The following is a 25,049-nucleotide window of genomic DNA, read 5'->3' as shown; positions in this document are numbered from 1 at the left end:
CTAATTTTTTAAAACCTTCCTGCCCTGAAAATGGTTGTTCAATGACCACAGGCAGGTTAGATTATTGTATTTTTTAAAGGCTAGGTATTCATTCCCTAGCCTTTTTTATTTTATATACTTTCGTTGGCAGATACCTATTGCTGCTAAATATCAAAATACTTGAGTTCAGTTTATTCCTAGAAAAACCAACCTGACTAATTTAGAGCGAGCGCTACGGTGTTCAAAAGAAAATAAATTAATTTTAAAACTTCTTGCAACTATGTTGCAATAATTATAACTTAGTACTGTTGCAACCGGGGATAAGCTGAAAACCCGTTATCACAGTAGGCATTACAATTAAACTTAGTAGTCATGAAAGATTCAGTAGAAAAAATCAAATTAAATCTGGAGGATCTCCAATTAGAAAGTTTTGTAACAAGTATCGATAGCGAGGTGGCAAAACGCCTGTCTGGTGGTTTGGGAAATGTGTCCGAACCAACACATACCGAGCCTACAGATGATCATCATAACCCGCCGGTCAGATGTACTACGGTAATCTGCTAATGCAATGATAAGAATAGGGAAGTCAGGTCGCGTACCTGACTTTCTTGCTTATACATCCGCTGTGGTCAATATACCACTTTCAAACAGCAGTCGGATCTGCGCGGATATATGGGCCTTTAGGGAATTGTCCTCATCCAGTTTCCCGATCATGGATATCAGTTTGTTACTGACCTGATCACACAATAAAGCTCCTGTTAGCGGTGTATTTTCCACCTGTTGTACAATCAGCATACTGGTCAACCCAATGTAGCTGCTGCTGACACCCCATTCGTCAGCTATAAATAGGACGGCCAGCTTATCTGAAGGGAGTGCCAGAGCTCCCCGTAGCGCTTCGTCAAGGAGATATAAGCTGACGTGGTCGGCCAGTATAAGGGAATGCGGGCTTAGGTCCAGCATTTTTCCATCCGTTAGCTGCTGGATCTTACTTTTGATATAGGCATTTTTCTTGCTGTAACACAGATGGCCTTTATGTTGTTTCCACAGCTTATTTTGGGTCTGCTCCAGTGCAAAAACAGCCTGCAAGCTAGGGGCTGGATCAGCCTGAAGGAGCTGTTCCGTCAAGCTGTTTTCAAAATCATGGAGACCGTTCTCCTGATCAAGGATCTTGCGCATGCTGGGGTGTTGCTCGAGCTGTTGTAGGGTCAGGGGGTAGTACTTTTCCAAAAGCCCCCGCTGCAGGTCCCCAAAGTTTAGCTTGATTGCTTGTTGTACTGATTTATGGGGAGGCGGGAGGCTTGGGCAGAAGATAGAAGACATATCGCTGTCGAGGAGCTGCAGGATACTGTAGCCGATTCCGGCCGCGCCGGAAAGCAGCCCATAGTCGTCACGGCCAGCAGAGATATAGCTGTTGTAACTGCCGGTAGTCTGGTATTGTAGCTGCGCTTGATCAATGACATGCAGGAGCAGTTCACAACTGTATTCCTGTGCCGTATGGGGATAGGTTAGCATAAAAGGCAATAGCCCGGCATATCCACTGCAGACGGTATAGTCCTGCCGTTCAGCCTGAAGGATAGTCGTGCTGCATTTTTGGGCGATGTTGCGGCATTGATCCAGGTATACTGTTTTACCCGTTGCCCGCCAGGCTGCGAGCCGGGCCAGGCCGATCCCTGCGGCACCATGTGCCCAGGAATTGAGCTCCTGGATATGAGGCAGAAAGTTTTTCAGCTCCCAATGCTGTATATTGGCGGTCTGGAGACGATGGCTTCCGAGGCGCAGATCGAGCCAGTTGTCAAAATCGGCATGGAAATATTGCATTTCGTAGAGCAGCACCTCTTCGGCAAGGTACAATAGGGCCTTATTGTTAAAATATTGGGCGACTTCCAGTAGTATATAAGCGATCCCCGAGGCACCATGGGAAAACCCGGTCAGGCTATCGTAGGCGGATTTGGATTGGTTGTAGTCCCATTTTAAGCCTTTTTCGGAAGGACGAGCTTCGCTGACCAGGCGATCGATCAGTTGCTGGATCAACTGGATCAGTGCTGGCTCGGGACGATAATGCTGTAGCAGGGTAAGCACAAATAGACTCCCTGAGTAACCGCTGAGCAGATCGGCTTTAATGGTCTGCCGCACAAGTTGCTCCTGATAGCTTAGGGCAAGTGCATGGGCCCGGTCAAGATACTGCTGACCGCCGCCAAGTTCGAATAACCGAATATAGGTGTAAATTACTCCCGAAAGTCCTGTAAATAAACCAAAGGCCTGCGGGCTGTTCTGCTCCAGATGATCAGAGACAAAATCCATTGTCCGTTGGGCGATATGCAGATCGGCTTGCGATCCGCTATACGAATAACGGGCAAGGAAGAAAAGTGCAATGCCACTATTGCCCTGAAAGAGGTCGGTCGTGACCTTAAAATCGTAGGTCGTTTCACTTGTATAATAGGGGCTCAACCAATATAGCCCGTTTTGGTGCTGCCGGCAGGCCCGGAGGAGATGTTGGGTGACCTGTTCGAGATGTTCGGTCAGCCGTTGCCGCTGGGTACTGTTAAAAAGAGTTGTCATATGGGGTTTTGGGAAGATAAAATAGCCTGTAAAGAATGCCGAAGACAATAGGATGCGTAGGCTTCATCCAGATTTGACAAGCCTACTCTGTTGTTGTTCATGTGGATCAGGCTCGCACATATAGCAATCTTTTTTTGGGGATCATCTATGGCTGCTAGGTAGCTGCGGAGCAATTGTGTACTCGCTGTTAAAAAGACCGTAGTGTCATCAGACTTTTCTTTGTTGTCGAGATCGCTCCAAAGCTGAGCAATAGCAGGTTTGAAAGTTGCTGCCTTATGATTGAAGTTTTTCTCAAACTGGTCTGACCAAAACCGATGCTCCGCCTCGGGATCCTGCAAAGGATCAAACAGGCGGCGTATCCAGCCACCGATAAAATAATCGAGCAATTGGCACAGGTGGGGAATCTCCCAGCCGAGGGCCTTGAGCAGGATCAGCTGCAGGTGTATGGCCTCAGTCAAGGGCGACCCACGCTGTGGTTTTGGGACAACATGGGCTAAAATATAGCGGGAGGAAAGGAAAAAATAATGCTCGGCAAAATGGATCGTGTGGGCATTGCCATAGCGGTCTATTTCGGGTTCGTAAGCAACAACCTTCAGCTTGCATCCCAGTGATGGTACCGATCGGATCTGTTGGTCGAGCGCATCCAGTAGATCGGGCTCCCTAACAGCTGGTACCTGCATCCGCAAACGGATATGGCTTCCTTCATCCCAATAACGGATAAAGAAAAAAGAATCAGCTGATGGTATAAAATGGTCTGCGAGAAAAGGCCTGACAATATGGAGCAGAATCAGGTCTAAACTCACGGCGCTATAAAGGTGTACAGATAACCAATTGTCTCTCATCTTTTTTGTTAATAGTTGTACCATTGGATAAGGTGTTCTTTGACTTGATCCTGTGCTGGCCCTGCTGTCGGATCGAGGGCGGGGAGTACTTCCTCAAGGATAAGGTACTGACCGGCACGGGCCAGTAGCCGAACAAAGAGATCGACTAGAATCGGCTGCTCAAACGAGATATACTGGGGCTTGTAATCATCCGGCAAAAGTTTTTGTGCTTGATGACCCTTGACGACTTCCTCGATAGCAAAGGACCGTTTCCGTAAAAATAAAAAGACGGCAGCGGGTATGCCTGCATCCACTCGCCAGCTGTTGAGGCGTACAAAATACTGCGCAGCGGTCTCCGTCCCTTGCGGCGCGGGTATAACACGCCGCTGGATGCACCAAGTTTTGCGCCGGATAATGACTGTTTCGGCATACACAATACGTGGTAGCAGAATCAGGGGCAGGGTGGCCGGATCCTGGGGGAGATATTGTCGGTCGATGCAGTTAATAAAAGGCTGCAGGTAAACTTTGTCATCGCTGTTAAAATGTGCCATCAGCTGATAGAAATTGGAGCGGTTGTAAAAGGATTCCAGACAAAGGTCATAAGCAAATACTTCCTGCTCCCGATAAAATAAGGACAGAAAGTCTTCGCCTTCGATATGGCAAACAGATAACTCGTGTACCGGAATCTGTCTTTCTGGGGGATAATGTCGATGTTCGTCCGAAAGGCTGCATTCCTGAAAGAGCAATGGCGGATGGATGTTGGCGTTAAAGAATGAGCCATCGCTCAGCTCGGCTTTCAGCAGGTCGGGATGGAGCCGCTCATTATGACTGCGGATACTATCGCTCATGGCTGGGGGAAATAGGTGCAGAAAGCGGCCGCTGACTTTTCCCATCCCCGGCAACACCGCATTGATAACCCCAGTAAGGGTGCTCTCCGAAGCCTTATCTCCAGATTCCGCGTAAAACTGGACGAATATTCCCCGTGAGTAGCCTGTTTTTTGATGGCCATTTTGAGCGTGGGATATAGCGTCGAAAAAATGTGCATCAAGATTGAGGATGTCCTGGCCGGGGACCACAATTTCTTTGAGGTGCCGGCCAAGGTTTTCAATCCATGGACCGGAATTTGTCAGCTGTGGCGGAGCTGCCTCTTTTTCCTGCTTTTTGACATTGGAATAATAGTCGAAATAGAAATCCAGGATATTGACGCTGGCCCGGACAGGATAATGCTGTTTGAAAAAGGAAAGCATTTTTTCTCTTTCGGGAGCCATGGCCTCCATGGGTCGAAGGTACTGCAGCAATGCATCTGTTTTTTCGATAAACTGGCGGACAGCGGCTTCCGAAAGGCTGTCTGTTGTATCGGTGTAACAGTCCTCGTAAATAAGCTGTCGTCCTGAAAAATGCAAGGGACCGGGATTTGTTTTTTTGAATGGAGCTGCAGCACTGTTGGCGGTAATCGCTGGGGCTGCGGCGCCTGTTTCAGCCTGGAGCTGTTTAAGAGAGCTATTAACTTCTTTTTCCGCGACTTTCAGCAGCTCTTTCCGTAGCATGACATTGGCCTGCGGGTAGGCTGCCTGAACCGTAGCAAGGCTGTCAAGCAGCCGAATGAGGAGCATCATATCAGGATGGTTGCAGTTTGTAGCGCTTAAAAAATGCCTTAAGGCCTGGCTCCAATGGTGGTCCATCGCCGAAATATCGGTACTTAGCTCCAGAAAACCTGTATCCACCAATTGCATAAGATGTTGTTTTAACTGGTGCCGGTCTGCAGGAGCAACTACAGGTTCCAGCATTTGAATCAACGCGGAGAAAGTCATATTGGAAGTGCCTGCGGTACGCAGCTGTTCTAAAATATAACGCTGCAGCCCCACCGCGGGAAGCTTCTGGAAGGATTCGATATTGTGGTGGTTAAATAAAAAGGACAATTTATTCTCTTCGAGCCGGACGGTATTGTTGAGCCTTACCAGCAGATATTCGTTGAGGACAGGATGCTGATTAAGGATGGATTTAATGTATTCAAATAATCCGTTATGGAGGCGGATACCGGATCGGATCGATGGTTTTGCGCTGTCGAAAATAGCGTTATGGTTGCCGATAAACTGTGCCTGTCCAGTATAAGTGAAGCTGCTGAATGGCGATGTTTTAAAGGTCATTCGCGTCAGGTAACGAAGCAGGCTAAAGATCAGCCGCCATTCCTTCGGACCGAAATCTTTGGGATCTTTGCTGATATAGTCGGGGAGCTGGCTGTACAGCACTGGACTGGACAATAGGAGTCCATTTTGTAATAAGGGGTTGCCCGCCAGCTGTTGAAGGTGGCGATGGCTATTGCTCAGATGTTGCTGGTAATGTGTTTCCTGATTGCTTTCGGTAATATTTATGGCAGTTATCAGGTCAAATAGTTTGCGCAGTTGTGCCTGTAATGCGGGCGGCAACAGCGGGCTACAGTCGGTCAGTAATTGAATACTGATGGTCTTATTGTTGTAGATCACCCGTTTGAGCCGGATCAGATTGATACGTTCGGTATCGCCTGGCGCAGTTTGGACCAATTCGTACAGGTGATCGCAGATGGCCGTCTGCAGCAGCGACCGCTCATGCTGCATGTGATGGATATGTTGCAGACGCTGCTCTAGACCTGCAAGGTGGAATGGGGCAAAAGTAGCGACGGGCAAACTTGCATAGCGGACGAGGGAATAGGGAAGGATTTCAATCATGATGCATGGATTTAATAAAGTTGGAATAGCAATCAATTTGTTAACTCAAGCTGATTTTTGATCAGTTCGTAGTAGCTGCCTTTTTTTTTGATCAGCTCTTGGTGTGTGCCTTGTTCGACAAGGGTGCCTTGATCGAGCACAATAATCTGATGGGCATTTTTCACGGTGCTGAGGCGGTGGGCCACGATCAAGACAGTCTTTTCCTCAAAAAAACTGTTCAGGTTATTGACAATCGTTAGCTCATTGTGGGCATCAAGCGAATTTGTGGCTTCATCGAGAAAAATATAGGGTGGATTGCGATAGATCATCCTGGCGATCAGGAGGCGTTGTTTTTGCCCACTGCTCAGCCCATAGCCGTCCCGGCCTATAATGGTTTGGTAGCCGAAGGGCATGGTTTGGATGAAATGGTGCATATTGACCAGTTGTGCCACCTCCTGCAAGCGTCTCTCGTCCTTGACTGATGCACCGGCGTAAATATTGTTGGCGATGGTATCCATAAAGATGTAGCCATCTTGCATGACGACACCACAACGGGCACGCCAGGCCTTGGCATGCAGTTGGTCGAGTGGGGTATTGCCGATGATGATTGATCCTGGATCGGTCCGATAAAATTTGAGCAGTAGCTTGATCAGTGTTGTCTTGCCACTGCCGCTAGTGCCCACTATGGCTGTGATCTTGCCGGCTGGAATATGGAGCTTGATATCCTTGAGGACTGCTTCGCTGTTGGCGGTATCGTACCGAAAAGTTAAATTGTTGACATGGATAGACTGCGGACTGGCGGCGATAGGCTGGCTGGGGATATCCTGATCTTCAGCAGTCTCCTGATGTACTTCCGCCATGCGCTGCAGGCTGAATTTGGTGTTCTGAGAGACGCGGGCAAATTCAATCAGTTGGGTCACGGGGCCATTTAACTGCCCGCAGATATAGGTGATGGCCAGCATACCGCCCAGGGTTACATCTCCCTGAATGACCAGCATTGCAGCTGCGTAAGTGATCAGGACATTTTTGATTTCGTTGAGAAAAAAGCCAACACCCTGCATAAGTTGATCCAACTGTAGGGACTCCATTTTCAAACCGTAGGACTGATCTTGGATGCCGGCCCAGAGTTGCTGTTTCTCCTGCTCGCTACCCGTCAGTTTGATCTCCTGCATCGCATAAAAGATTTCCAGCAGTAGCTGCTGATTGGCGGAGAGTACTTTAAACTTTCGCTGGTCGATCACCTTTCTTTTGTGCTGGAAGGAATTGGACCAGAGCACACTCAGCAGCGCACCGATGAGAAAGATGGCAAAAATCTGCCAGTTGTAGTAAAAAAGAACTGCACCAAAAACAAGTAGTGTGATGGCCGAAAGCATAAAATTGATCAGGGAATTGGTCAGAAAATCTTCGACACGCTGATTGTCATTGATACGTTGCATATTGTCGCCGGCCTGCCTGTTGTCAAAAAAAGAAAATGGAAGTTCCATCAGTTTGGCGAGGAACTCCTTGAGCATCTTGATGCTCGTCCGGGCGCCGATAGCAAACAAGAGTCTCGCCCGAAGGTAATCCATGAGCATTTTGCCGCAGAATAACATCAGCTGCCCCAGGCAAATTAGCAGCAGCAGATGGGTGTTTTTATAGGCGATGCCTTTGTCTACCGTGAGCTGTGTCAAAAAGGGGACCGAAAGGGAGATCAGACTGGCAATCAGTAAGCTGATACCGATGGGGATCAGTTTTTTGCGGTGGTCTTTGAGCAGGGGCAGCAGGGACCAAACAGATGCAGACGGATCAGCGATACTGGCTTGTGATTCAAAATCAGGGCTTGTTTCAAGCAACAATGCCCGGCCGACACCTGTACCTGCGGCAGTCTCCCAGGAGCGTAGGAAATCCATTGTTTTGATCTTCACTTTACCGTTCATTGCCGGATCTGCAAGGTAGGCAAACTTGGCTGTGATCCGATAAAGTACCACATAATGCTCACGCTCCCAATGCAGGATGCAGGGTAGAGGAGCCTGTTGGCTCAGTACCTGATAGGATAATGATGCCGACAGTGTTTTGAAACCGAGCTGCTGTGCGGCCTCAGCCAGCTGATGAAAACTGGTACCCTGCTTGCCGATGCGGCACAAACTTCGAAAATGGGACAATGGAAATGTTTTTCCAAAATATTTTGTGATGATCTTGAGGCAGGTAGGACCACAATCCATGGCGTCGGGCTGCTTGTAAAATGGAAATCTTCGCTTTGGTCGAAAGGACAGGATCATATACCAACAGTTTGAATAAGTGTTAATGCATCAAAGTTGCAAATATTATTATTTATTTGCAACTTTGATGCATTAATTAATTTACGATGAATAAGTCCTTATCCCTTAGCTTTAGCTTGATCAAAAAAGAATTTCAAGTTGCTTACCGCGACCGGACGATCTTTATTTTTTCCTGTATCGTATTTGTATTGCTGACTTTAAGTGGTCTTTTGGGGATATTGCAATATCAGCAGGATGCGCAGGACCGACAGGAGAGCAACAAAAAATTTAGCAGCGAGCTGCGGACATTCCACGCAGATGCGCATGATGTGGCCCATTATGGTACTTACCTTTTCAAGCCTTTGAGTCCACTGACGGTTTTTGACCCTGGGCTCAATGATTATTTCGGGACGAGTTATCGGGTGGAGGCGCATGTACAGCATGAAGTCGATTACAGCAATGCGGAGGGTGCAGATGCACAATTGCGTTTTGGAAGCCTGACATTGACCTTGATCTTGCAGGTGTTGCTTCCCTTTCTCTACCTAACGATGTGCTGCACGATGCTGACACAAGAGCGCGAGCAGGGCACCCTAAAGATGCTGCTGACGCATGGCTCCAGTCTTTCCAGACTACTTTGGTCGAAAATCATCGCGTATTATATGTTTGCAATACTCTGGTTGCTACCTGTCTTTATGGGTATGCTGATATTATTATGTTTATTTGACCCTGGGCATCTGTTGCTGGGCAGATTTGGCTTTATGATGCTGGCTTATCTGGTCTTTTATTTTTCCCTGACCTTAATTGCTGCGCTAATCTCTTTGTGCAGTCGTTCGTCGCGTTCGGCGATACAGCTCGCCATGGGAATTTGGCTGTTGGGAGCGATTGTGCTGCCAAAAATCGGGACGACCTGGATTGATCAGCGCTACCCTTTGTCCTCAAGGGCTGAATTTAATCATCAGGTCCGACAGGGCTATCTTAAAGGGATCCATGGGGAAGGGGACAGTAGATCCCGTGTAGAGAAATACCTCGAACAGCTTTGTAGCCAATATGGAGTCAAAAAATTAGCGGAACTGCCTCTGAACGTCGATGGTCTGGTCTTGCAGTACAATGAGGATTATCAGCAAAAAGTATTTGACTATTACTATGCTAACGTGGAAAAGATAATTGATCAACAGCAACAAAGCTTATCTGCTATGGGACTGTTGAACCCCTTTACGGCATTGAGAAGGTTGTCCATGACACTGTCGGGAACAGATTTTTTTCACCATCAGCTGTTCTTCCAGCAGGCCAGGGATTATCGAAATACCTTCATTCGCCGACTCAACAATGAAGTTGCTAAAAAAACGAAACAGGAGGAACTGCATAAGGTCTCGGCAGCAGCTCCGGCCGCACTGTTCCCTGCTTTTCACTATCCTTTTCCGAAGCTTGCCGTTCTGCTGTGGCGGGAGGGTATCCCTCTTTTTGGGCTCCTGGTCTGGCCATGTGTCCTGGCCCTTGTGTTAGGCTTCCGTCTGAAATTTTTTAAAACTAGGCTATGAATCTCCTTAAACTTATATTTCGATTCGAATGGAAGCAGTTTATTGCACAGCCCCTGCAACTTGCTTTACTATTTTTCTTCATTTTGCTGGGGGGATACAGCCTGTACACGGGAGGGCATTTTGTCGAGCAGCAGCTTAGGGGGCTCGATACCCTCCAAAGGAATCAGCAGCGGCAATTCGCTGAGTTGATACAGCGGTTTGACAGTGATACCAGCACCATAGAAGGGAAAAATTTGGCTGTTCAGGCGGGCCTGCCGCAGGTCATCGAATACCGGGCATCGCCAATCGCGACCAATCCCCCGGCAGCACTGGCGCTGATGGCAATCGGACAACGGGATATCCTGCCATCCTATGATATAGTCAATAGTAAAAGGGACTTTTTTACGCCTCCCAATACCGCTATAGCCAACCCCGAAAAATTGGCTGCCGGTAATTTTGATTTATCTTTTGTGCTGATCTACTTGATCCCCCTGCTGATTATTGTGCTCTCCTATGACTTATTTGCCCGGGAGAAAGAACAACAGACGGATCGCTTGCTGCACCTACATGGAGGAAGTCTGCGACGCATTCTTTTCTATAAATTACTCTTCCGGCTCGGGTTGCTTTGGCTGCTGCTAATGACATTCAACGGTATCGGTTTGATGATGGCGCCGCCTATACCAAAAGATGGCGTTGATTTTCTGCTCTGGAACCTGGCGACCCTAATTTATCTGTTGTTTTGGTTTGTGCTGGCCTGGATGGTTGTCCTCCGTGGAAGCTCATCCCGCAAAAGTGTGCTACTACTCATGGGCATCTGGCTGGGACTGACGATTGTGCTGCCTGCGCTCTGCAATCGGCTGGTCGCACTAAAACAGCCTTTGCCACTACGGACGGAACTGGTGTCCAAGCAACGGGCAACGATGCTCGAGACTTGGGAGATGCCTATACCTCAGATCGTTGAGCAATTTTATAACAATAATCTGCAATATGTGCCGTTGCGGCGACCCACAGATACCGCACAATATGGAAATAAAAGATTTGTAGCTTACTATGATCTGCTGGGGCGAAGAATGGATAAAAATATCCGTGCATACCAGCAAGAAGCACAGCTGCATCAGCGCTGGCTGGATAGGACCAGCTGGCTCAATCCTGTCACCCAGATGCAGTCCCTGCTCAATGAAATTGCCCAAACGGGACTGGGCGACTACCTGCATTATCAGGGGGATGTCGCTCGATTTCAGCACCGCTGGGTACTGCATATGAATGGCTTTTTGCTGCGGGATGCCAAACTTTCGAAAGAAGACCTAAAGCACCTTCCACAATTTTCTCCATCTACTGATCCGGGAAGAATAAGCTCCATTGCCTGGAAAATAGCTGGCATACTGTTCCTGACCTTAGCTGTCTGGGCTATAGCAGCGAAAATGCGACCGATGGAAAAGAAATACTAACAACGAATCATATCAAAAATGAAAAGCATGAAAATAAAGCATTCCCTCCTGGTATTTTTCTCTTTATACCAACTTGCCAGCCATGCGCAAGCGACCAAGCAGGATACCATCTACCGTACCTACAACCTCAAGGAAGTGCGTGTGCAGCAATTGCGAAATACGAAGGTAAAATCAGATACCTTGTCCAATACCTTAAAGCTGCAGTTGCCACTGTTGGAAATCCCTCAAAATATCATCAGCATCTCCTCGGGATTGCTACAGAGCCAGGGGGCGCTCGAATTGAAGGATGTCGCACGAAATGTAAGTGGTGTATATTTTGGTTACAACAGTACACCATTCGATAATTCGGCTATAGTGCAGATGCGGGGTTTTATGGGATATACGACCCTGAACGGGATGTCCCGACGGTTTAACTACGGTGCTGCAATAGACGATGAAGCGCTGATCGAAAACATTGAAATCGTCAAAGGGCCCGCCGGTTTTTTGAATTCTTTTGGTGAACCCGGGGGTTCGGTCAATATTGTGACCAAAACGCCAAAATATAAGCTCTTGAACGTCAGTCAATCCTTGGGCAGCTTTAATTTCTTCCGTACCACGGCCGATCTGGGGTCTGCGGTAAAAGATAAAGGGCTTTCATATCGTTTAAACCTGGCTTATCAGCACCGTAATTCTTTCCTCGACTATTTAAAAACAGATAAATATGCCCTGGCTCCGGTAATCCAATACAATTTCAGTCCCAATACCTATATGCTGGCGGAATATAATCTGGTGCGTGGTGAAACAAAAAATGGAACAGCAATTGTTAAAGTGCGCAATGAAGCCGATAAACTCAAAGGACCGATCGCTGTGAATTACAGTGCAGGGCTTGGTCTGCCACGAAGTTATGCCCAGAATCAGACCGCACGATTGTATGGGGTGCATAAATTCAATAAATCCTGGCAGTTGACTTCCCAGTCTTCCTTCCTCTGGTCGCCTTACCGCTCCTGGAATATGACATCTGCAGGAAGTCTGGTTAATTTTAGGGATGGCGATACCACACGCCGGCGTAGTTCGCTGACGATGGGTGCGGGGAAGACCTTCTCCACGCAGTTGTTTGCCAATGGAACGGTCACAACAGGTGCAATAAAACATCAGCTTGTATTTGGAGCCGATTACATCAATAGTAAGGACTCTCTATCCCTCAACAACGGAACAGCGCAATTTGTCTACCTCCGAAGCAACCCGGATAATCAGGTCGATGCAGCGGTGAGCAACACGGTAAGAGCTTCGCGGCTCGATCGAAATACCTTCCTCAAATCGGTTTATGCCTACGATAATATTGATCTGCTGGAAAAATTGCGACTCACACTGGGTGCCCGATATACCTGGTACAAAAGTGATCAGGAGTCCATCAATGCCAGAGGCGTTGTTCGTACGAATACATACCATCAGAAGGCTCTATCGCCACGTGTGGCACTGACTTATCTGATGGATAAGGCTACAACCTTTTACTTGCTCTATGACGAGACATTTATTCCGCAGACCGGGCAGAAAGCGATTGTAAACGAAGGGAATGAAGTGGTGGGCTCTGAAGCTGTCAACCCTGAATACGGAACAAATATGGAGATGGGAGTCAAGCGGAATTTTTTCTGTTCCCGGTTGTATACGGGGCTGAGCGCGTTTCGGACGGTCAAGCGAAATGGCGTTATCACCGACCTCGAACATGAGGGCTTTGTCAAAGAACTTGGTCAGGTGATCAGCAAAGGGATCGAACTGGATGTCATCGGTCATGTTACAGATGCGTTATCCCTGGTTGCGAATTATACTTTTGTGGATGCTGTAATTACTAAAAATAGTGATGAAAGCCTGATCGGGAAACAAACACCCCAGACGCCACAACAGATCGTAAATACCTGGGTACAATATGGTTTTCCCTTGAAAAATAAGGCGGTACTGAAGCTCAGCGTTGGTCAAAGTACATGGATAAAACGTAGTACCTCCGAAAAAGATCTGTTTATTCCTGATTTTACCAAATTTGATGCCGGGCTAAATTATACGCACAACAGGCTTTCTGTACAACTTATCGCAGATAACCTGACCAACCGGCGCTATATGGCCTCTGGCGATATCATTTCATCGTACCCTTATGAAGGACGTAACTATTACTACATCGATGGTGACCCCTTTAACATTAGGGCAATAGTAGGTTTTAAATTTTAACGGATATGATGTTAGAAGCAGTTGAATTGACGAAACACTATGGCAGCCATATCGTGCTGGATCACCTAAACTTGCAGGTGAAATCGGGCGAGGTATTCTGCCTGATGGGGCAGAATGGTGCTGGAAAAACGACAACCCTCAATTTATTCCTTGGTTTTATTGCCGCTAGCTCCGGTCAGGCCTGGGTGGACGGAAAGCTGGTATCTCCTGGGCAACAGGCATCGAATATTGCCTATATACCCGAAGTGGTGATGCTCTACCCGTATTTGAGCAGCCTGGAAAACCTGGATTTTTTTAGCCGGCTCGCGGGATACAGGTATCCGAAAGATAAACTCTGTAATTACCTGAGTCAGGTGGGACTGCAGCCCGAAGCTTTTGAAAAAAGAGTGGGACAGCAGAGCAAAGGCATGCGACAAAAGATCGGGATTGCAATTGCCATGGCTAAAAATGCGAAAGTGATATTGATGGATGAACCTACCAGCGGGCTGGACCCACAGGCGATGTATGAGTTTAATGAAAATGTGCGCGCAATGAGGGCGGCTGGAAAGGCAATCTTAATGGCTACGCACGATATTTATAGTGCTGTCCACAGCGGTACACGTATCGGCATCATGAAACAGGGAACTCTGGTGAATACGCTTCGTGCAGATGAGATTTCGGCCAACGAGCTTGAAAAGATCTATTTAACGATCATGCGAAGCTGATCGTTATATCTGGCTACTCTAACTTCTTGTCATACAGCTTGCGGTATAAACCTTCCTGCCCTGAAAATGGTTGTTCAATTACCTTAGGCATTAGTTTATTGTATTTCTTATAGGCTAGGCGTTGATTGCCTAGCCTATTTTAATTTTAGCGCGCTTGAACTATTTATTTTTAACACAACGGATTCTAACAGCTTCACTAGGAGCTGATGCGCTCGGCCTAAATGTCAGCGGCTTGATCTCATAACTACCTAAAGTAGTCCGTTTGTCGTCGCTATAGGGCTGCTCAAAGGCTAGGTATTTTTTCCCCGCAAGCAGATAGGCACTTTGGGTAGTTGGCGCAAAACGATACATCCCAGCAGAGATAAAGTAGAAAGACCGGAAATATAAATACTTATCCATTTCGGGTTTTTCAGGCTGATAGTCAACGCCAAAAAACAAGCCTGTCTTCAGATAACTATTATTTCCTGTATCATATTTTGCATGATATATTTTAGTATTACTGGACATTAAGTTAACGATTTCGGCACTGGTCGGAAGTCGCCATGCATTTAATGGTTTTACCGATGCACAGGGATCTTGATTTGCTACGGCAAGTGGCTCTTGTGCATAGGATCCGTTTACACGATACATGCGCATACCTTTGACGCTGTCGTCAAAATCCGTATACCAAAAAGCCTCCGTCTGATCAGTCGGTGATGGCGACCAAGTATAGTAAATGCTCTCATCGCTGGGCGGGGCAAATTGATAGATTCCGTCCCTGTAAATTAGATCGCCTATACTCCAATTCGTACCTGCCACCGGTATAACGGGATCAGCTGGTGCCTTGAGATTAATCTCCAAAGTGTACTTTACCCCAGGTCGTAGATTCCAGCCGCCTTGCACCACATCCTTAGGGGTACTTCCATTGACGGATACATCACGTAGTTTTATGATACCATTTGCAGTTGCTGGAGTTACGATAAAAGTCGAATCCGAAGAAATTACTTGACCACTTTTGTTTTGGAACACAAGCGGTACGGATTCTACTGCTCCACGATAAGAGATGGCTCGATCTGCAAGTGAGATATCGATGGATTTTTTCGGATGTGAGGGGGATATTGCGCCCTCTCCAATACGAATTTCGCCGACTGCCGAAGCATCTAACTTCAAGGTAACTTGTGTAAAAAGATGCGCTAATTGGGCAGCGAGCTCATTCTGGCCATCTTTTACCTCGAAAGAAACCTGATCCATCATCAGGTCCTCATCTGCGCTCAATTGTTCAAATTTTGCGGTATTCAATTTAGTTCCTGAATTTAGGAAGGACAAGGGGGCATTTGTGCCAGAAGCATAGACGACGAAAGTATATTTTCCATTATTTATTGTAAAATCCTGAACGCTGCTACCCTGTTTAAATGATTTTGTCTCTTTGTATTCACCTGAGGCATCGAAAATCGCTACGTAATATGATGTACCTTCTTTTAGCGCATGCTGTTCACTTGTGCCGGGCACTGTTGCGCTGTTATTGGAAGCTTTGGGATAGGAGGCTTGTGGTCCTACTTCTCTTAGCGTAGCGACTAGTGTGTATTGGTCATTATAAGCGATTTCTTTTGACTGGGATGCGTCGGTTATACGTCGTCCCGTTACAGCGATTTTGCTCTTGTCATCCGGCAAAGAAAATGTCTGTCCGATTTTTAATCGTACAGTGGAACCATTTATGCTGCTGATATCGGAGCGCTCTTTACTACAGGCATTGATAAGTATAACCAGAATAAATAAAAGGCTACTATAGCTATACCTTATGTTACTTTTCATATTTTTACTTTTCTTAAAAAAAAATCTTAAATTCTGCTATTTTATATCCAGTTTAAACGAATTGCAGCCGTCTCCAAGACAGCTGCACTGGTTCATTAAATGGAGCATTTTGGTATTGGATAGACTAAATTTTCTACAAAGTGCTACCAGTCCAATTCTTTTGTCTGCGTTTCGGTTCCCCAGGATTCTGTGAGTGCTGGCTGTACTGAACCTGTCGAAATACTGTACTCTAATGCAAGCTCTTGAACCTGGATAACTGGTGCTTCATAAACAGGTGTGTTACAGCCAATGACCAAGTTGTTTTCGTTCTTTTTCATTTTGGATTTATTAAATTTATATTAAATTATTTTTAATTTTATTGTAATTTTAATATTAATTAGATTAATAAAAACAAATTTAAAGGAAATCTTGAAAGGGTTTTCTCTATTTATGTTTAAACATATTTGTTGTAGCTGTATCGCTACAACAAAGCTTCTCTTTTCTAGAAAATAGAACAGAGCTTATCACTTCCATGCGTATAGCGGACTGTTTTGCGCAGTCGGGTACTCTGTTGGTGCAGGAGTTGGAAGGTCGTATCAGTAAATAGCTACAGGAGCTGACTCAGAAGAATAAACAGGAACCACAACAGGAGACCAGGCATGAAAAGGGCCGTAACATGGTGCTATCTACGAAGTCCTTGTGGGCTCTTGGTATTATCTTGGTACTGCTTCTCGGTTGGAGATGGAGTAAATTTCGTTTGTAGGTATAGCAGATTTTGCAGGATGGGCGCGCGCCTAGGGCACACAAACTAAAAACAACTACCGCTGCGATTTAGGCTTCGGTAGTTGTTTTTTTAAACTTTAAGCTTAGATTGCTTTACTGTCGCGCATCATTTTGATGATATTATGTGATTCAAGTTGTTTACTAAGCTGGGTATTGATCAGACTATGTACATGTTGTGAAAGTTCATTCGATCCTTCAGCTAGTACTGTTTGATAAGTCGATTTGAAGGCATCTTCTCCTTGTTCACAGGTTTCCAACAAACTTCTTTCGTCGTCACCAGTGATATTTACTTTTATGCCCATCCAAACCCTGAATAGCTTACCACTGAGCATCGTACTGTCTGTCGGTTCCTTGCCTTCCAGTTCCACATAAGGTTTAAGTTCCGCGATAAATTCGTTTGATTGTTCAATGCAGTTCTGAAATGTCGGCAACAATTTATCTAAACCATGGCTGGTGGCTAGATCAATGGCTTTTCGATAGCCTTCAATACGATCGTTATTAATTTTGATAATGTCATTGATGATTTCGGGATTATTGATGTTTTTTTCCATAATACTGTTATTTGTTATCATTTTTATCTATTCAAAAAACAGCCTGTAACCAACGATCGTTTGAAAAATCCAAGATTTAGGTATTTAATTCAGGCCCCGTATTTATTACCTTTTTATTGTCGGGGAATAAATGCAGCTTAAACCCAGATCTTTACTTTCAGCATGTAGAGCTTTCTAACGATTTGCTCTTTCTCCTTGTTCACAAAAAACGCGAATCTTAAAGGAAAGACGACGAATGTTAAATGGCTACCCATTTCAGGGATGAATATTTTTATATTTAAAAAATTCATTATTTATTTCTTTTATGAAAAAACACCTCTTACTCGTACTAGTTATGCTAGTCAATACACTAGCGATGGCGCAAAATGCAGCAGCTGAGAAACATTTGCACAAAGCATTTGAAGCGATAAAAAACCGCGATGCGAAGGCTTTCAAAACATTGTGGCCCGATCAAAAAACATTTTCCGAAATCATTATCAGCGGTGGTGATTTTGATGCCCGTACGTCCGACCTAGCCGAGGTGTACAACGAAAGCAGATATTATAAAATGATGGGAAAAATATTGGAAGATTTTTGTGAGGTTAAGACCGGGGAAATCAATTGGCAAGATTTGTACATCCAAGAAATCAAATCGAATAACAATAATGCCGAAAATTATGAGGGTATTATGGAATACAGCGGTTTTATCTGGGTCAAAAGCAACAGGAACAAAGAGGAGAATTATGTGTTGCGCTATGTTGATTTAATTCAATTCAAAGAGCAATGGTATGGCGGTTTGTTTAAAGATCTAAAAGCCTTCGATGGTAATTTTGAAGATTTTGTTGCCGCAGAAGAACCTGGCGAACCTATTGCTGCTGAAGCGGCAACTGCTGCCTCAGAAGCGGTAGAAGCAGCGGTTGATAGCGCCGCAGCTATAGTTGAATTACCATTGCTGGAGCAAACTACCTTTTCAACCACCATTAATGGCAGAAAGATGATTCTTAATTGGAAAGTAAATGGGTGGAAAGAAGATCCTTCGTACGATCAAACCACTTATCAATATCAAAACAAAGAGGAGCAATCATTTGCTGAAATCGTCGCATTGGAAAATGGATATGTGCTATTTATTGAAGAAGATCGCAAAAGCTTTTTCCGAATTAAAAATACATATGGAAGCTTAAGCGGATTTTGGTTTTCTACACAAGTAGGAAAAGAAATTCCAGTAACCTTTGCCAGTACCGAAGCGAAGAAATAGATATAAAGTGAAAACATTTGATGTTACCCCAGGTTTGCAAAGTAGCCCAACTTAGCAAGTGGGGAAACAAACATCGAAAACAGCTCCATGAGCATGAAGGGAGCGAATAAATAAAAATAGGAGCTGTGTCTGTCTGCCTCTGGATAGAGGCAGACAGATTATTAGCCTTTATAAGGTTTTTTAGCAGCTTCTATCAATTCTTTCATTTCGAGTTTGATATAGTCCACGTTGGGCGTTGATCCAGTAAGAAAGTATCGGATATTTCCTTCCTTATCAATAATAAATTTGGCCGGGATACCATTGACACCATATTCGGCAGCCATGACTTTTCCTGTCTGCGGATCTTTTTGATCGTCGTACAGCACCTCAAATGGATAGTTGTTTTTTGTGATAAAGGATACCACATTTTCTTTGTAATTCTTATCCCGCTCCCACGTATTCATAAATAAGAATTGTACTTCTTTATCGTTTGCGTAAGATTCTTGCGCAGCCTTCATTCCCGGGAAAGATCGTACACAGGGCTGACACCAGGTTGCCCAGAAATCCAGAACTACAACTTTTCCTTTTAAACTGGCCAAGGATACCTTTTCACCCTTTAGATTGAGCAGTTCGAAATTGGGGGCCGGTTTAAAGGTGGCCATCTCTTTGATATGGTTGCGGATGTTTTGTGTTAACTCCGTTCTCAGGGAAGCATTGAACTGCTCATAACCTTGGGCTGATCCGTTCAATTCAGTATATAATCTTTTAAGATCATCCTCAACGGCAAACTGCCCTTTGGCATATAACTTTGTTAATATATGATACGCCTCAAGCTTTCTACCTGTCCCCATCAGCGATTTATAATAAACCATCGCCAAACCATCCGCCTGCTCGGGCGCCGCTTTTAGCGCATTTTCGATATATTCGACAGCCTCAGTGAATTTCTTTTGTGCAACAAGAATATTCACATAAGCCGACATCGAACTGGCATAGCCCATTGCCGCAAAACGGGCTTTATTGTCCTTTTGTTCTTCGGGCAGCGTGAGGTAATAATAACTATCATCCATGGCGGTCTTCAAAAGTGGTGCAGCAGTAGTCGTATCGCCTGCCTTCAAGAGTATCTGACCAACTGGAATATAACCATTTCCACGCCAGAATCTTTCTTTCATTTCACCCAGATAATGAACAGCTTTTTGTGCATTTCCCTCATTGGCAAAATTCTGCGCCAAATTGGCTAAAACGTAATCATAGGTCAGCGGTTCTTCACTGAAATTTTTAACAGGCCATTTTTTGATCAGTTCAGTATACGCTTTCTCTTTAGCTGTCGACGTGCCTGCATTGTAGAAAACATCCGTAATAAAGGCATCCCGTGTTATTGCGCCCTTTGGGAATTTTTTCTTGGCAATATTTTCAACGGTAGCCATTTCGTTTTCTTTGTCCAGCGAACGGAGGATATTGATGGTCGTACGATAGTCCGCTTCCGTTTTGTAACTTTTGACCTCTGCAAGTAATGTTTTGGCCAACGAATCTTTCTGTACCAATGTACCTTTCTCAATAATGGGAAGGTATTGTTCGTATCTATTCCCTGTTTGTTGTTGCGCATAACCTACTGTCGTTGCGAACAGGAGTGCGAGTGTTAAAGCTTTTACTTTCATGTTTTTCTGTCTTATTTTTCAACATTCTGTTTAATTGACCCGTTGCCCGGATTCTCCGTTGCTCCTAATGGAAAGGGCATAATCCATAGGTGTGATGTTGGGCTCAGTTGGACCACCTTGCCATCGATCGTTTTGCGCAGTGTTGTCGCAAAGGCACTTTCTTTGTTGAGGCGTTTGTAATCAGCAAAAGGGATAATGGAATGGATCAGTTCATTCTGTTTAAGTTGCTGGATTTTTTTTATGGCGTCAGTGGCATTTTGTGCGGTCAGGTCCGTATAGTTTGCGGCAAGGATCCTTGTCTTACGGACTTTGTTGACGAAATCCATGGCCTTTTGGATATTTCCCTGACGCGCCTGACATTCTGCGGCAATCAGATAGACTTCGACCGTAGTCAGACCCTGTGTGTTATAGAACCCGGTCATCGTGCTCGTATAATAGGTGTTGGGCACTACTGTACGTAACTTCCAGCGTGAAGCGAATTTACTGTCTCCTTTTTCAAATCCAGCGGCACGTTCTACCTGCAGGGATAATTCGGAGGCGGTATAGTTTGGTGATTGGCCATGTCTGAAATAATAATTCTCGACATAGGCAAAATCCATGGGAGTCTTCTTCAATGCATAGTTCGCAGGCTCTTCGATCTGCGATTTATTGGCATTATAGTAAGCTGTCCAGTCATATAGTTTGTCATTGTATTCCAGCGCTTTTTCGCTATTTTCCAACGCATCCTGATAGTTGTCCATTTGTAGGTAGATACGTGACAGTAATGCGTAGGCCGCCCCTTTGCCCGGATGCAGGATCGTTTGCCCCTGGTTAGGAAGCTTAGGAAGGGCGCTTTTGATATCATTGATCATGTAGTCGTAGATTTCAGCGATAGTGACCTGCTTTGATGGGGCGCCTATGTCCGCACTTTCAATCAAAGGGACCGATAGCAATTGGCCCGCCGTCTTGCTGTCATAATCCGCGGCATAATAATTTGCTAATGTATAATAGCTGATGGCCCGGAGTACGCTGGCCGTAGCCATCAGTTCATCCCGCTGTTGGGCTGTAGCCTCAGTCATCGTCGGCCCGTGCTCTAAGATGAGATTGCAGACAGATATGCTCGAATAGGCATAATAATAGGTGCTTTCATCGGAATTGTTGTAGATCTTCCGATCCTCTTGTTCTTTCCAGTTATAGTTGATGTCCCACAATTTATAATAATTGAGGTTGGCCGGAGACACAAAACGATCGTTGGGCAAAATAATAGCCTGTGGGATGGGGACCTGGTGAACAGTTGCTTCATCGCGCAACAGTGCTTCAAAATCCGCATAGGTTTGCGGGATTTTCTTGCCTTTGGGCAATATGTCCAAATATTTATTGCAAGAAGCGAAAAACAGTACGGGTATGATCGCAAGGAGGTATATTATCTTTTTCATAAGAATTTTAAATTAGAAGGTTAGGTAAGCGCCAAAAACATAATTCGGTGTACGATAGCCGCCCAGCATATATTTTGCGTTGCTGGATTTGGTAAACATGGCTACATTTTCAGCGTTGAACTGTAGCCTTGCCTGCGCCAGGCGCATCTTTTTTATCCAGTCAGCCGGAAGCCGGTAGGCGAGACTAATATTTCGGATCTGTACATTACGGGCGTCCAGGACATTGAGGTCCGCATATTGGTACACGGTGCCACTTGCTGAGTTGTAAAGAGTTGTTTCTTCTGGAAATACCAAACGTGGAATATCGGTCTTGAGTTCGTCACCTTCCTGTTGCCAACGCTTGCGAATATCTTTATTCATCGGTGCAAGGGTCGTAAATGTCAGATAATTGCCGATACCCATATATGGTAGATCTACGTTTCTGATTTTATGGCCACCCTCGTAAGTGATCATCATTGAAAAATCAAAGTTTTTGTAGGAAAGGCTATTTGTCCAGGAAAGCGTATGTGTAGGTACCTTCGTACCTGCATAGACAATCGATTCCAGCGTCGTCGGCGTTTGCGTGGTTTTGTTTCCATTTTCGTCGTACACCTGCGGTATTCCCTGCTGATCGAGCCCGGCCCATTTGTAGGCATAAATTGCCTCGTATGGGTTTCCTATACGGGGATAGGCGTCAGGGTAATCCAATTGTAGGATATAAAATGGCGCTTTGACATTGACATAAGTAACTTTGTTCTTGTTATAAGCATAAAGAAGGCTGCTGTTCCAGCTGAAATCTTTGTTCTGCAAGATGTTGGCATTTAAAGTCAGTTCCAAGCCATGATTGGTCATCTGCCCATTATTGATGGCATAGGTTGAATAGCCAAAACCTTCTGTGGGTACACCCATGGTGGAGGCGAAGAGGTCTTTCCCTTGTTTTCTATAGTAATCCAGGCTTCCCGAAATACGATTTCTGAACAAACCGAAATCCATCCCAACATTGGTAGTGGTTGTTTTTTCCCACGAAAGTGACGGGTTGGGGCGGTCAGAGACCGTACCCTGTGTTCCTCCGACGTGAGAATTCGTATTGTAATACGCTGTCATAAAAGGGGCAACATTTTGCAATATATTGCCGCCGATACCATACGACGTTCTTAGCTTAAGTTGATTTAACCAGTCCAGCTGCATGAAATTTTCCTCACTCAGATTCCATCCGGCACCCACGGACCATATCGGTTTATTCTGATATTTCGAGCTTGTTCCCCATAAGTTTGATCTGTCCCAGCGCAAGCTTCCGGTGAAGAGGTATTTTTTCGAATAGGCATAGCCAACATTCCCATAAAAGGAAACAAAGCGATTGATAGATTCGTATTGACTGGCATTGTCATACTTTTGGCTGAAAGAACCCACGGTACCTATTTTCGGATCGAGCATGGTGTAGGTGAGCGCATCGGGATCAAAATTGTAGAGATTTTGAAGCTGAGAACGCATGCGGTTGTTCTTGATCTCGCTACCCAATATGGCGTTCAGACTGTGTTTTTCGCCAAAGTCCTTATCGATATTGATCTGTTGCCTAAAATTAAATGCATTATTTTTGAGATCCGTTGTTTTATTGATATTGCCATTGGGCATCATCAGTGTCGCTTTTCCATCCGCAATTAACGCGAATTGATTGACTCTCGATCGCGTATAATAGGAGTTTTTCCCGTAGAGAAGCTCGAGTTTTTTATTGCTGATTTCATACTGAAAAGAGGTGGAATAGCTTAGCCAGTCTGCAATCTTCGCATTCAATTTGATGAAACTTCGGTTGGAGAAGCCACTGGACTGTTCGATATTGTTTTTTATCTCGTCCAATGGGGTGATGTCTAAGGTATTAAGGCCATATTGGTTGATGCTCTTGATAGTTGCCTGGCTCATATAATCGGCCATGTAAGCGGTATAATTACGACCATCGCTATTTTTTAATTGATTGTAAGGCAGATAAGAAAATCCGGGTGCAAGCGCATCATAAGTTTGTCTGTCATCATCTGCATAGTTGAGAAATGAACTCATTTCTACTTCTAACCATTTGTTGATCTGGGTGATATTCCGGAGATTGATGCCCAGATTTTGGTTTTTACTGAAACGGTCTTCCAGGAGGTCTTTTTTGTAGGTCGTCGAAAAGTAGAATTTGCTCTTTTCCGTACCATTGGAAAGGTTCAGGTTGTACTGCTGTGAAAAAGGACTCCGTTTAGCATAGTTGGCGACATCGTCATAATAACGATAACCTTGTTGGGAGAGACGGTCCAATTCGGCATTCATTTCGGATTCATTGAGCTGACCGGCGTATTTTTTGAGGATCGTGCGAATACCAAGGCTTCTGTAAGACATATCGTCTAGAGTACTTTGCGCCTGCGCTGGCGTCATTGTTTTTAAATTTGGATTTTGCTGAGCCCATTCCCGTTCGATGCCGATCATGTCCGCGGATGATGCCAGACGATCCGTATTAAAATAATAGGGGTTATGTGTCAGCGTTGCTGAAACATTGATTTCAGTCCCTTTATTTTTTCCCTTTTTTGTGACAATAATAACAACCCCATTTGCCGCGCGTGCGCCATAAATGGATGCTGCCGCCGCATCTTTTAAGACGGTAATGGACGCTATATCTTCCAAATTGAGGTCAGGGAGGTTTTCTACGACGTTGCCATTGAAATCCATGCTTGTATTGTCTACGGGGAAACCATCGATAACATACAGGGGCAGGGTAACTCCTCTCATGGAGGTTGTTCCACGAAGTAGGCCATTGTGGTACCCCGCGATACGGCCTTCCAGCAAGCTTCCTAGGTTGTTGAGCCGCTGCTGCTGCAGGCTATTTTTCGGTAAGCTGGAGAATGCCCCTGTAGCGCGTTCTTTGGCAATGGTCTGATATCCCGTATTGATGGTCACATCAACTTCCGAAAGACTGGTATTGCTTGGCTTGAGTACGATCGTAGCGGATTCTTCACTGACATTAATTTCAAGGGTCTCGTAACCCAAGAATGATACAGCTAGCGTGGCGCTACGCTGCGGTGAAGTCAACTCAAACTGTCCGTTTTGATTAGACGTTGTCGAGATATTCGTGTTTTTAATTTTTACCGTAGCACCACTGAGCGGGATTCCCGCGGCATTTGAAATTTGGCCGTGCAATTTGTACTGTTGGCTTGGCGCCGATGCTGCTGTAGAAATTGATTTTCCGGCAGACGCATTTTTTAATAAAATGGTGTTTTTGACAATCTTGTACTGGATGTTGTTGGCCGTAAATGTTGCATCCAGGGCCTCCTTGAGCGAGACATCGTTGAGGCGAAGTTTAACTTTTGGAATAGTCAGTTGTGCCTCATCATAGACGAAATGATAGGCCGATTGTTTTTCAATCTGTTTCATGACAGAAAGAGCTGATTCGTTATTGGCCTGGATGTTAATCTGTCCAAAACTGTAGGAACTGCACAGTACCGAAAAGCCATAGAGTAGCATGGCCCTGGCTTTTTTGTTAAGCCTGGACGAATAGGTTTGTTTCATA

At 45.2% G+C, this 25,049-nt stretch carries 16 protein-coding genes; 6 read left to right on the top strand and 10 right to left on the bottom strand.

Translation table 11 applies throughout. From position 1 onward, the window contains the following. Positions 1–351: 351 nt before the first annotated feature. A complete protein-coding gene (locus ABFX33_RS06240; RefSeq protein WP_120258748.1) occupies positions 352–543 on the top strand; it encodes a pinensin family lanthipeptide in 192 nt (63 codons plus the stop codon). A 48-nt stretch (positions 544–591) separates the two neighbouring features. Here the strand turns inward: ABFX33_RS06240 and ABFX33_RS06235 are convergent, their stop codons facing one another. From ABFX33_RS06235 to ABFX33_RS06220, 4 genes are read right to left on the bottom strand one after another with little or no spacing between them, the layout of a single operon-like run. Beyond that, a complete protein-coding gene (locus ABFX33_RS06235; RefSeq protein ID WP_346084924.1) occupies positions 592–2,538 on the bottom strand; it encodes a lanthionine synthetase LanC family protein in 1,947 nt (648 codons plus the stop codon). Further along, on the bottom strand, positions 2,535–3,380 hold the full coding sequence (locus ABFX33_RS06230) for a thiopeptide-type bacteriocin biosynthesis protein (RefSeq protein WP_346084922.1): 846 nt from the start codon (positions 3,378–3,380) through the stop codon (positions 2,535–2,537). The genes ABFX33_RS06235 and ABFX33_RS06230 overlap by 4 nt, the downstream gene beginning before the upstream one ends. Positions 3,381–3,388: 8 nt before the next feature. Further along, positions 3,389–6,064, bottom strand: coding sequence for a lantibiotic dehydratase (locus ABFX33_RS06225; RefSeq protein WP_346084920.1), 2,676 nt, complete (start codon positions 6,062–6,064; stop codon positions 3,389–3,391). A 32-nt stretch (positions 6,065–6,096) separates the two neighbouring features. Continuing rightward, on the bottom strand, positions 6,097–8,301 hold the full coding sequence (locus tag ABFX33_RS06220; RefSeq protein WP_346084918.1) for a peptidase domain-containing ABC transporter: 2,205 nt from the start codon (positions 8,299–8,301) through the stop codon (positions 6,097–6,099). An 86-nt stretch (positions 8,302–8,387) separates the two neighbouring features. Here ABFX33_RS06220 and ABFX33_RS06215 point away from each other — a divergent pair, with 86 nt between their 5' ends. From ABFX33_RS06215 to ABFX33_RS06200, 4 genes are read left to right on the top strand one after another with little or no spacing between them, the layout of a single operon-like run. Then, entirely contained in the window at positions 8,388–9,818 is a 1,431-nt protein-coding gene (locus ABFX33_RS06215) for an ABC transporter permease subunit (protein WP_346084917.1), read from the top strand. Next, a complete protein-coding gene (locus ABFX33_RS06210; protein ID WP_346084915.1) occupies positions 9,815–11,245 on the top strand; it encodes a DUF3526 domain-containing protein in 1,431 nt (476 codons plus the stop codon). The genes ABFX33_RS06215 and ABFX33_RS06210 overlap by 4 nt, the downstream gene beginning before the upstream one ends. A 27-nt stretch (positions 11,246–11,272) precedes the next feature. After that, positions 11,273–13,444, top strand: a complete 2,172-nt coding sequence (locus tag ABFX33_RS06205; protein WP_346084913.1) for a TonB-dependent siderophore receptor — start codon at positions 11,273–11,275, stop codon at positions 13,442–13,444. A gap of 5 nt (positions 13,445–13,449) precedes the next feature. Next, a complete protein-coding gene (locus ABFX33_RS06200) occupies positions 13,450–14,148 on the top strand; it encodes an ABC transporter ATP-binding protein (protein WP_346084912.1) in 699 nt (232 codons plus the stop codon). A gap of 159 nt (positions 14,149–14,307) precedes the next feature. On the opposite strand, the gene ABFX33_RS06195 is transcribed toward ABFX33_RS06200, so the two are convergent. From ABFX33_RS06195 to ABFX33_RS06185, 3 genes are all read right to left on the bottom strand, one after another. After that, positions 14,308–15,939, bottom strand: coding sequence for a hypothetical protein (locus ABFX33_RS06195; protein WP_346084910.1), 1,632 nt, complete (start codon positions 15,937–15,939; stop codon positions 14,308–14,310). A gap of 143 nt (positions 15,940–16,082) precedes the next feature. Continuing rightward, positions 16,083–16,256 carry a hypothetical protein gene (locus tag ABFX33_RS06190; RefSeq protein WP_346084908.1) on the bottom strand — a complete coding sequence of 58 codons (174 nt, stop codon included), beginning with the start codon at positions 16,254–16,256 and terminating at the stop codon, positions 16,083–16,085. Between the two features lie 528 nt (positions 16,257–16,784). Next, positions 16,785–17,252, bottom strand: coding sequence for a PA2169 family four-helix-bundle protein (locus tag ABFX33_RS06185; RefSeq protein ID WP_346084906.1), 468 nt, complete (start codon positions 17,250–17,252; stop codon positions 16,785–16,787). 304 nt (positions 17,253–17,556) lie between these two features. Between ABFX33_RS06185 and ABFX33_RS06180 the strand changes: the two genes are divergently transcribed. Further along, positions 17,557–18,486 carry a hypothetical protein gene (locus ABFX33_RS06180; RefSeq protein WP_346084904.1) on the top strand — a complete coding sequence of 310 codons (930 nt, stop codon included), beginning with the start codon at positions 17,557–17,559 and terminating at the stop codon, positions 18,484–18,486. A gap of 161 nt (positions 18,487–18,647) precedes the next feature. Here ABFX33_RS06180 and ABFX33_RS06175 read toward each other — a convergent pair whose 3' ends face one another. Genes ABFX33_RS06175 through ABFX33_RS06165 form a run of 3 tightly spaced genes read right to left on the bottom strand, consistent with a single transcriptional unit; the run spans position 18,648 to position 25,048 of the window. After that, a complete protein-coding gene (locus tag ABFX33_RS06175) occupies positions 18,648–20,120 on the bottom strand; it encodes a redoxin domain-containing protein (protein WP_346084903.1) in 1,473 nt (490 codons plus the stop codon). An 11-nt stretch (positions 20,121–20,131) separates the two neighbouring features. Then, positions 20,132–21,535 carry a RagB/SusD family nutrient uptake outer membrane protein gene (locus ABFX33_RS06170; RefSeq protein WP_346084901.1) on the bottom strand — a complete coding sequence of 468 codons (1,404 nt, stop codon included), beginning with the start codon at positions 21,533–21,535 and terminating at the stop codon, positions 20,132–20,134. A 12-nt stretch (positions 21,536–21,547) separates the two neighbouring features. Continuing rightward, positions 21,548–25,048, bottom strand: coding sequence for a SusC/RagA family TonB-linked outer membrane protein (locus ABFX33_RS06165; RefSeq protein WP_346084900.1), 3,501 nt, complete (start codon positions 25,046–25,048; stop codon positions 21,548–21,550). Position 25,049 lies beyond the last annotated feature (1 nt).

Source organism: Sphingobacterium ginsenosidimutans (genome assembly GCF_039536865.1).
In the GTDB taxonomy this organism is placed as follows: domain Bacteria; phylum Bacteroidota; class Bacteroidia; order Sphingobacteriales; family Sphingobacteriaceae; genus Sphingobacterium; species Sphingobacterium detergens.
This window is presented reverse-complemented; position numbering and strand designations above follow the sequence as displayed.

Bases quoted from the DNA above. Each gene is read 5' to 3' on its own strand.
- ABFX33_RS06170 (WP_346084901.1), bottom strand. From the start codon at position 21,535: ATGAAAAAGATAATATACCTCCTTGCGATCATACCCGTACTGTTTTTC.
- ABFX33_RS06200 (WP_346084912.1), top strand. From the start codon at position 13,450: ATGATGTTAGAAGCAGTTGAATTGACGAAACACTATGGCAGCCATATC.
- ABFX33_RS06240 (WP_120258748.1), top strand. From the start codon at position 352: ATGAAAGATTCAGTAGAAAAAATCAAATTAAATCTGGAGGATCTCCAA.
- ABFX33_RS06190 (WP_346084908.1), bottom strand. From the start codon at position 16,256: ATGAAAAAGAACGAAAACAACTTGGTCATTGGCTGTAACACACCTGTT.
- ABFX33_RS06180 (WP_346084904.1), top strand. From the start codon at position 17,557: ATGAAAAAACACCTCTTACTCGTACTAGTTATGCTAGTCAATACACTA.
- ABFX33_RS06235 (WP_346084924.1), bottom strand. From the start codon at position 2,538: ATGACAACTCTTTTTAACAGTACCCAGCGGCAACGGCTGACCGAACAT.
- ABFX33_RS06175 (WP_346084903.1), bottom strand. From the start codon at position 20,120: ATGAAAGTAAAAGCTTTAACACTCGCACTCCTGTTCGCAACGACAGTA.
- ABFX33_RS06210 (WP_346084915.1), top strand. From the start codon at position 9,815: ATGAATCTCCTTAAACTTATATTTCGATTCGAATGGAAGCAGTTTATT.
- ABFX33_RS06205 (WP_346084913.1), top strand. From the start codon at position 11,273: ATGAAAATAAAGCATTCCCTCCTGGTATTTTTCTCTTTATACCAACTT.
- ABFX33_RS06220 (WP_346084918.1), bottom strand. From the start codon at position 8,301: ATGATCCTGTCCTTTCGACCAAAGCGAAGATTTCCATTTTACAAGCAG.
- ABFX33_RS06165 (WP_346084900.1), bottom strand. From the start codon at position 25,048: ATGAAACAAACCTATTCGTCCAGGCTTAACAAAAAAGCCAGGGCCATG.
- ABFX33_RS06185 (WP_346084906.1), bottom strand. From the start codon at position 17,252: ATGGAAAAAAACATCAATAATCCCGAAATCATCAATGACATTATCAAA.
- ABFX33_RS06230 (WP_346084922.1), bottom strand. From the start codon at position 3,380: ATGAGAGACAATTGGTTATCTGTACACCTTTATAGCGCCGTGAGTTTA.
- ABFX33_RS06215 (WP_346084917.1), top strand. From the start codon at position 8,388: ATGAATAAGTCCTTATCCCTTAGCTTTAGCTTGATCAAAAAAGAATTT.
- ABFX33_RS06225 (WP_346084920.1), bottom strand. From the start codon at position 6,064: ATGATTGAAATCCTTCCCTATTCCCTCGTCCGCTATGCAAGTTTGCCC.
- ABFX33_RS06195 (WP_346084910.1), bottom strand. From the start codon at position 15,939: ATGAAAAGTAACATAAGGTATAGCTATAGTAGCCTTTTATTTATTCTG.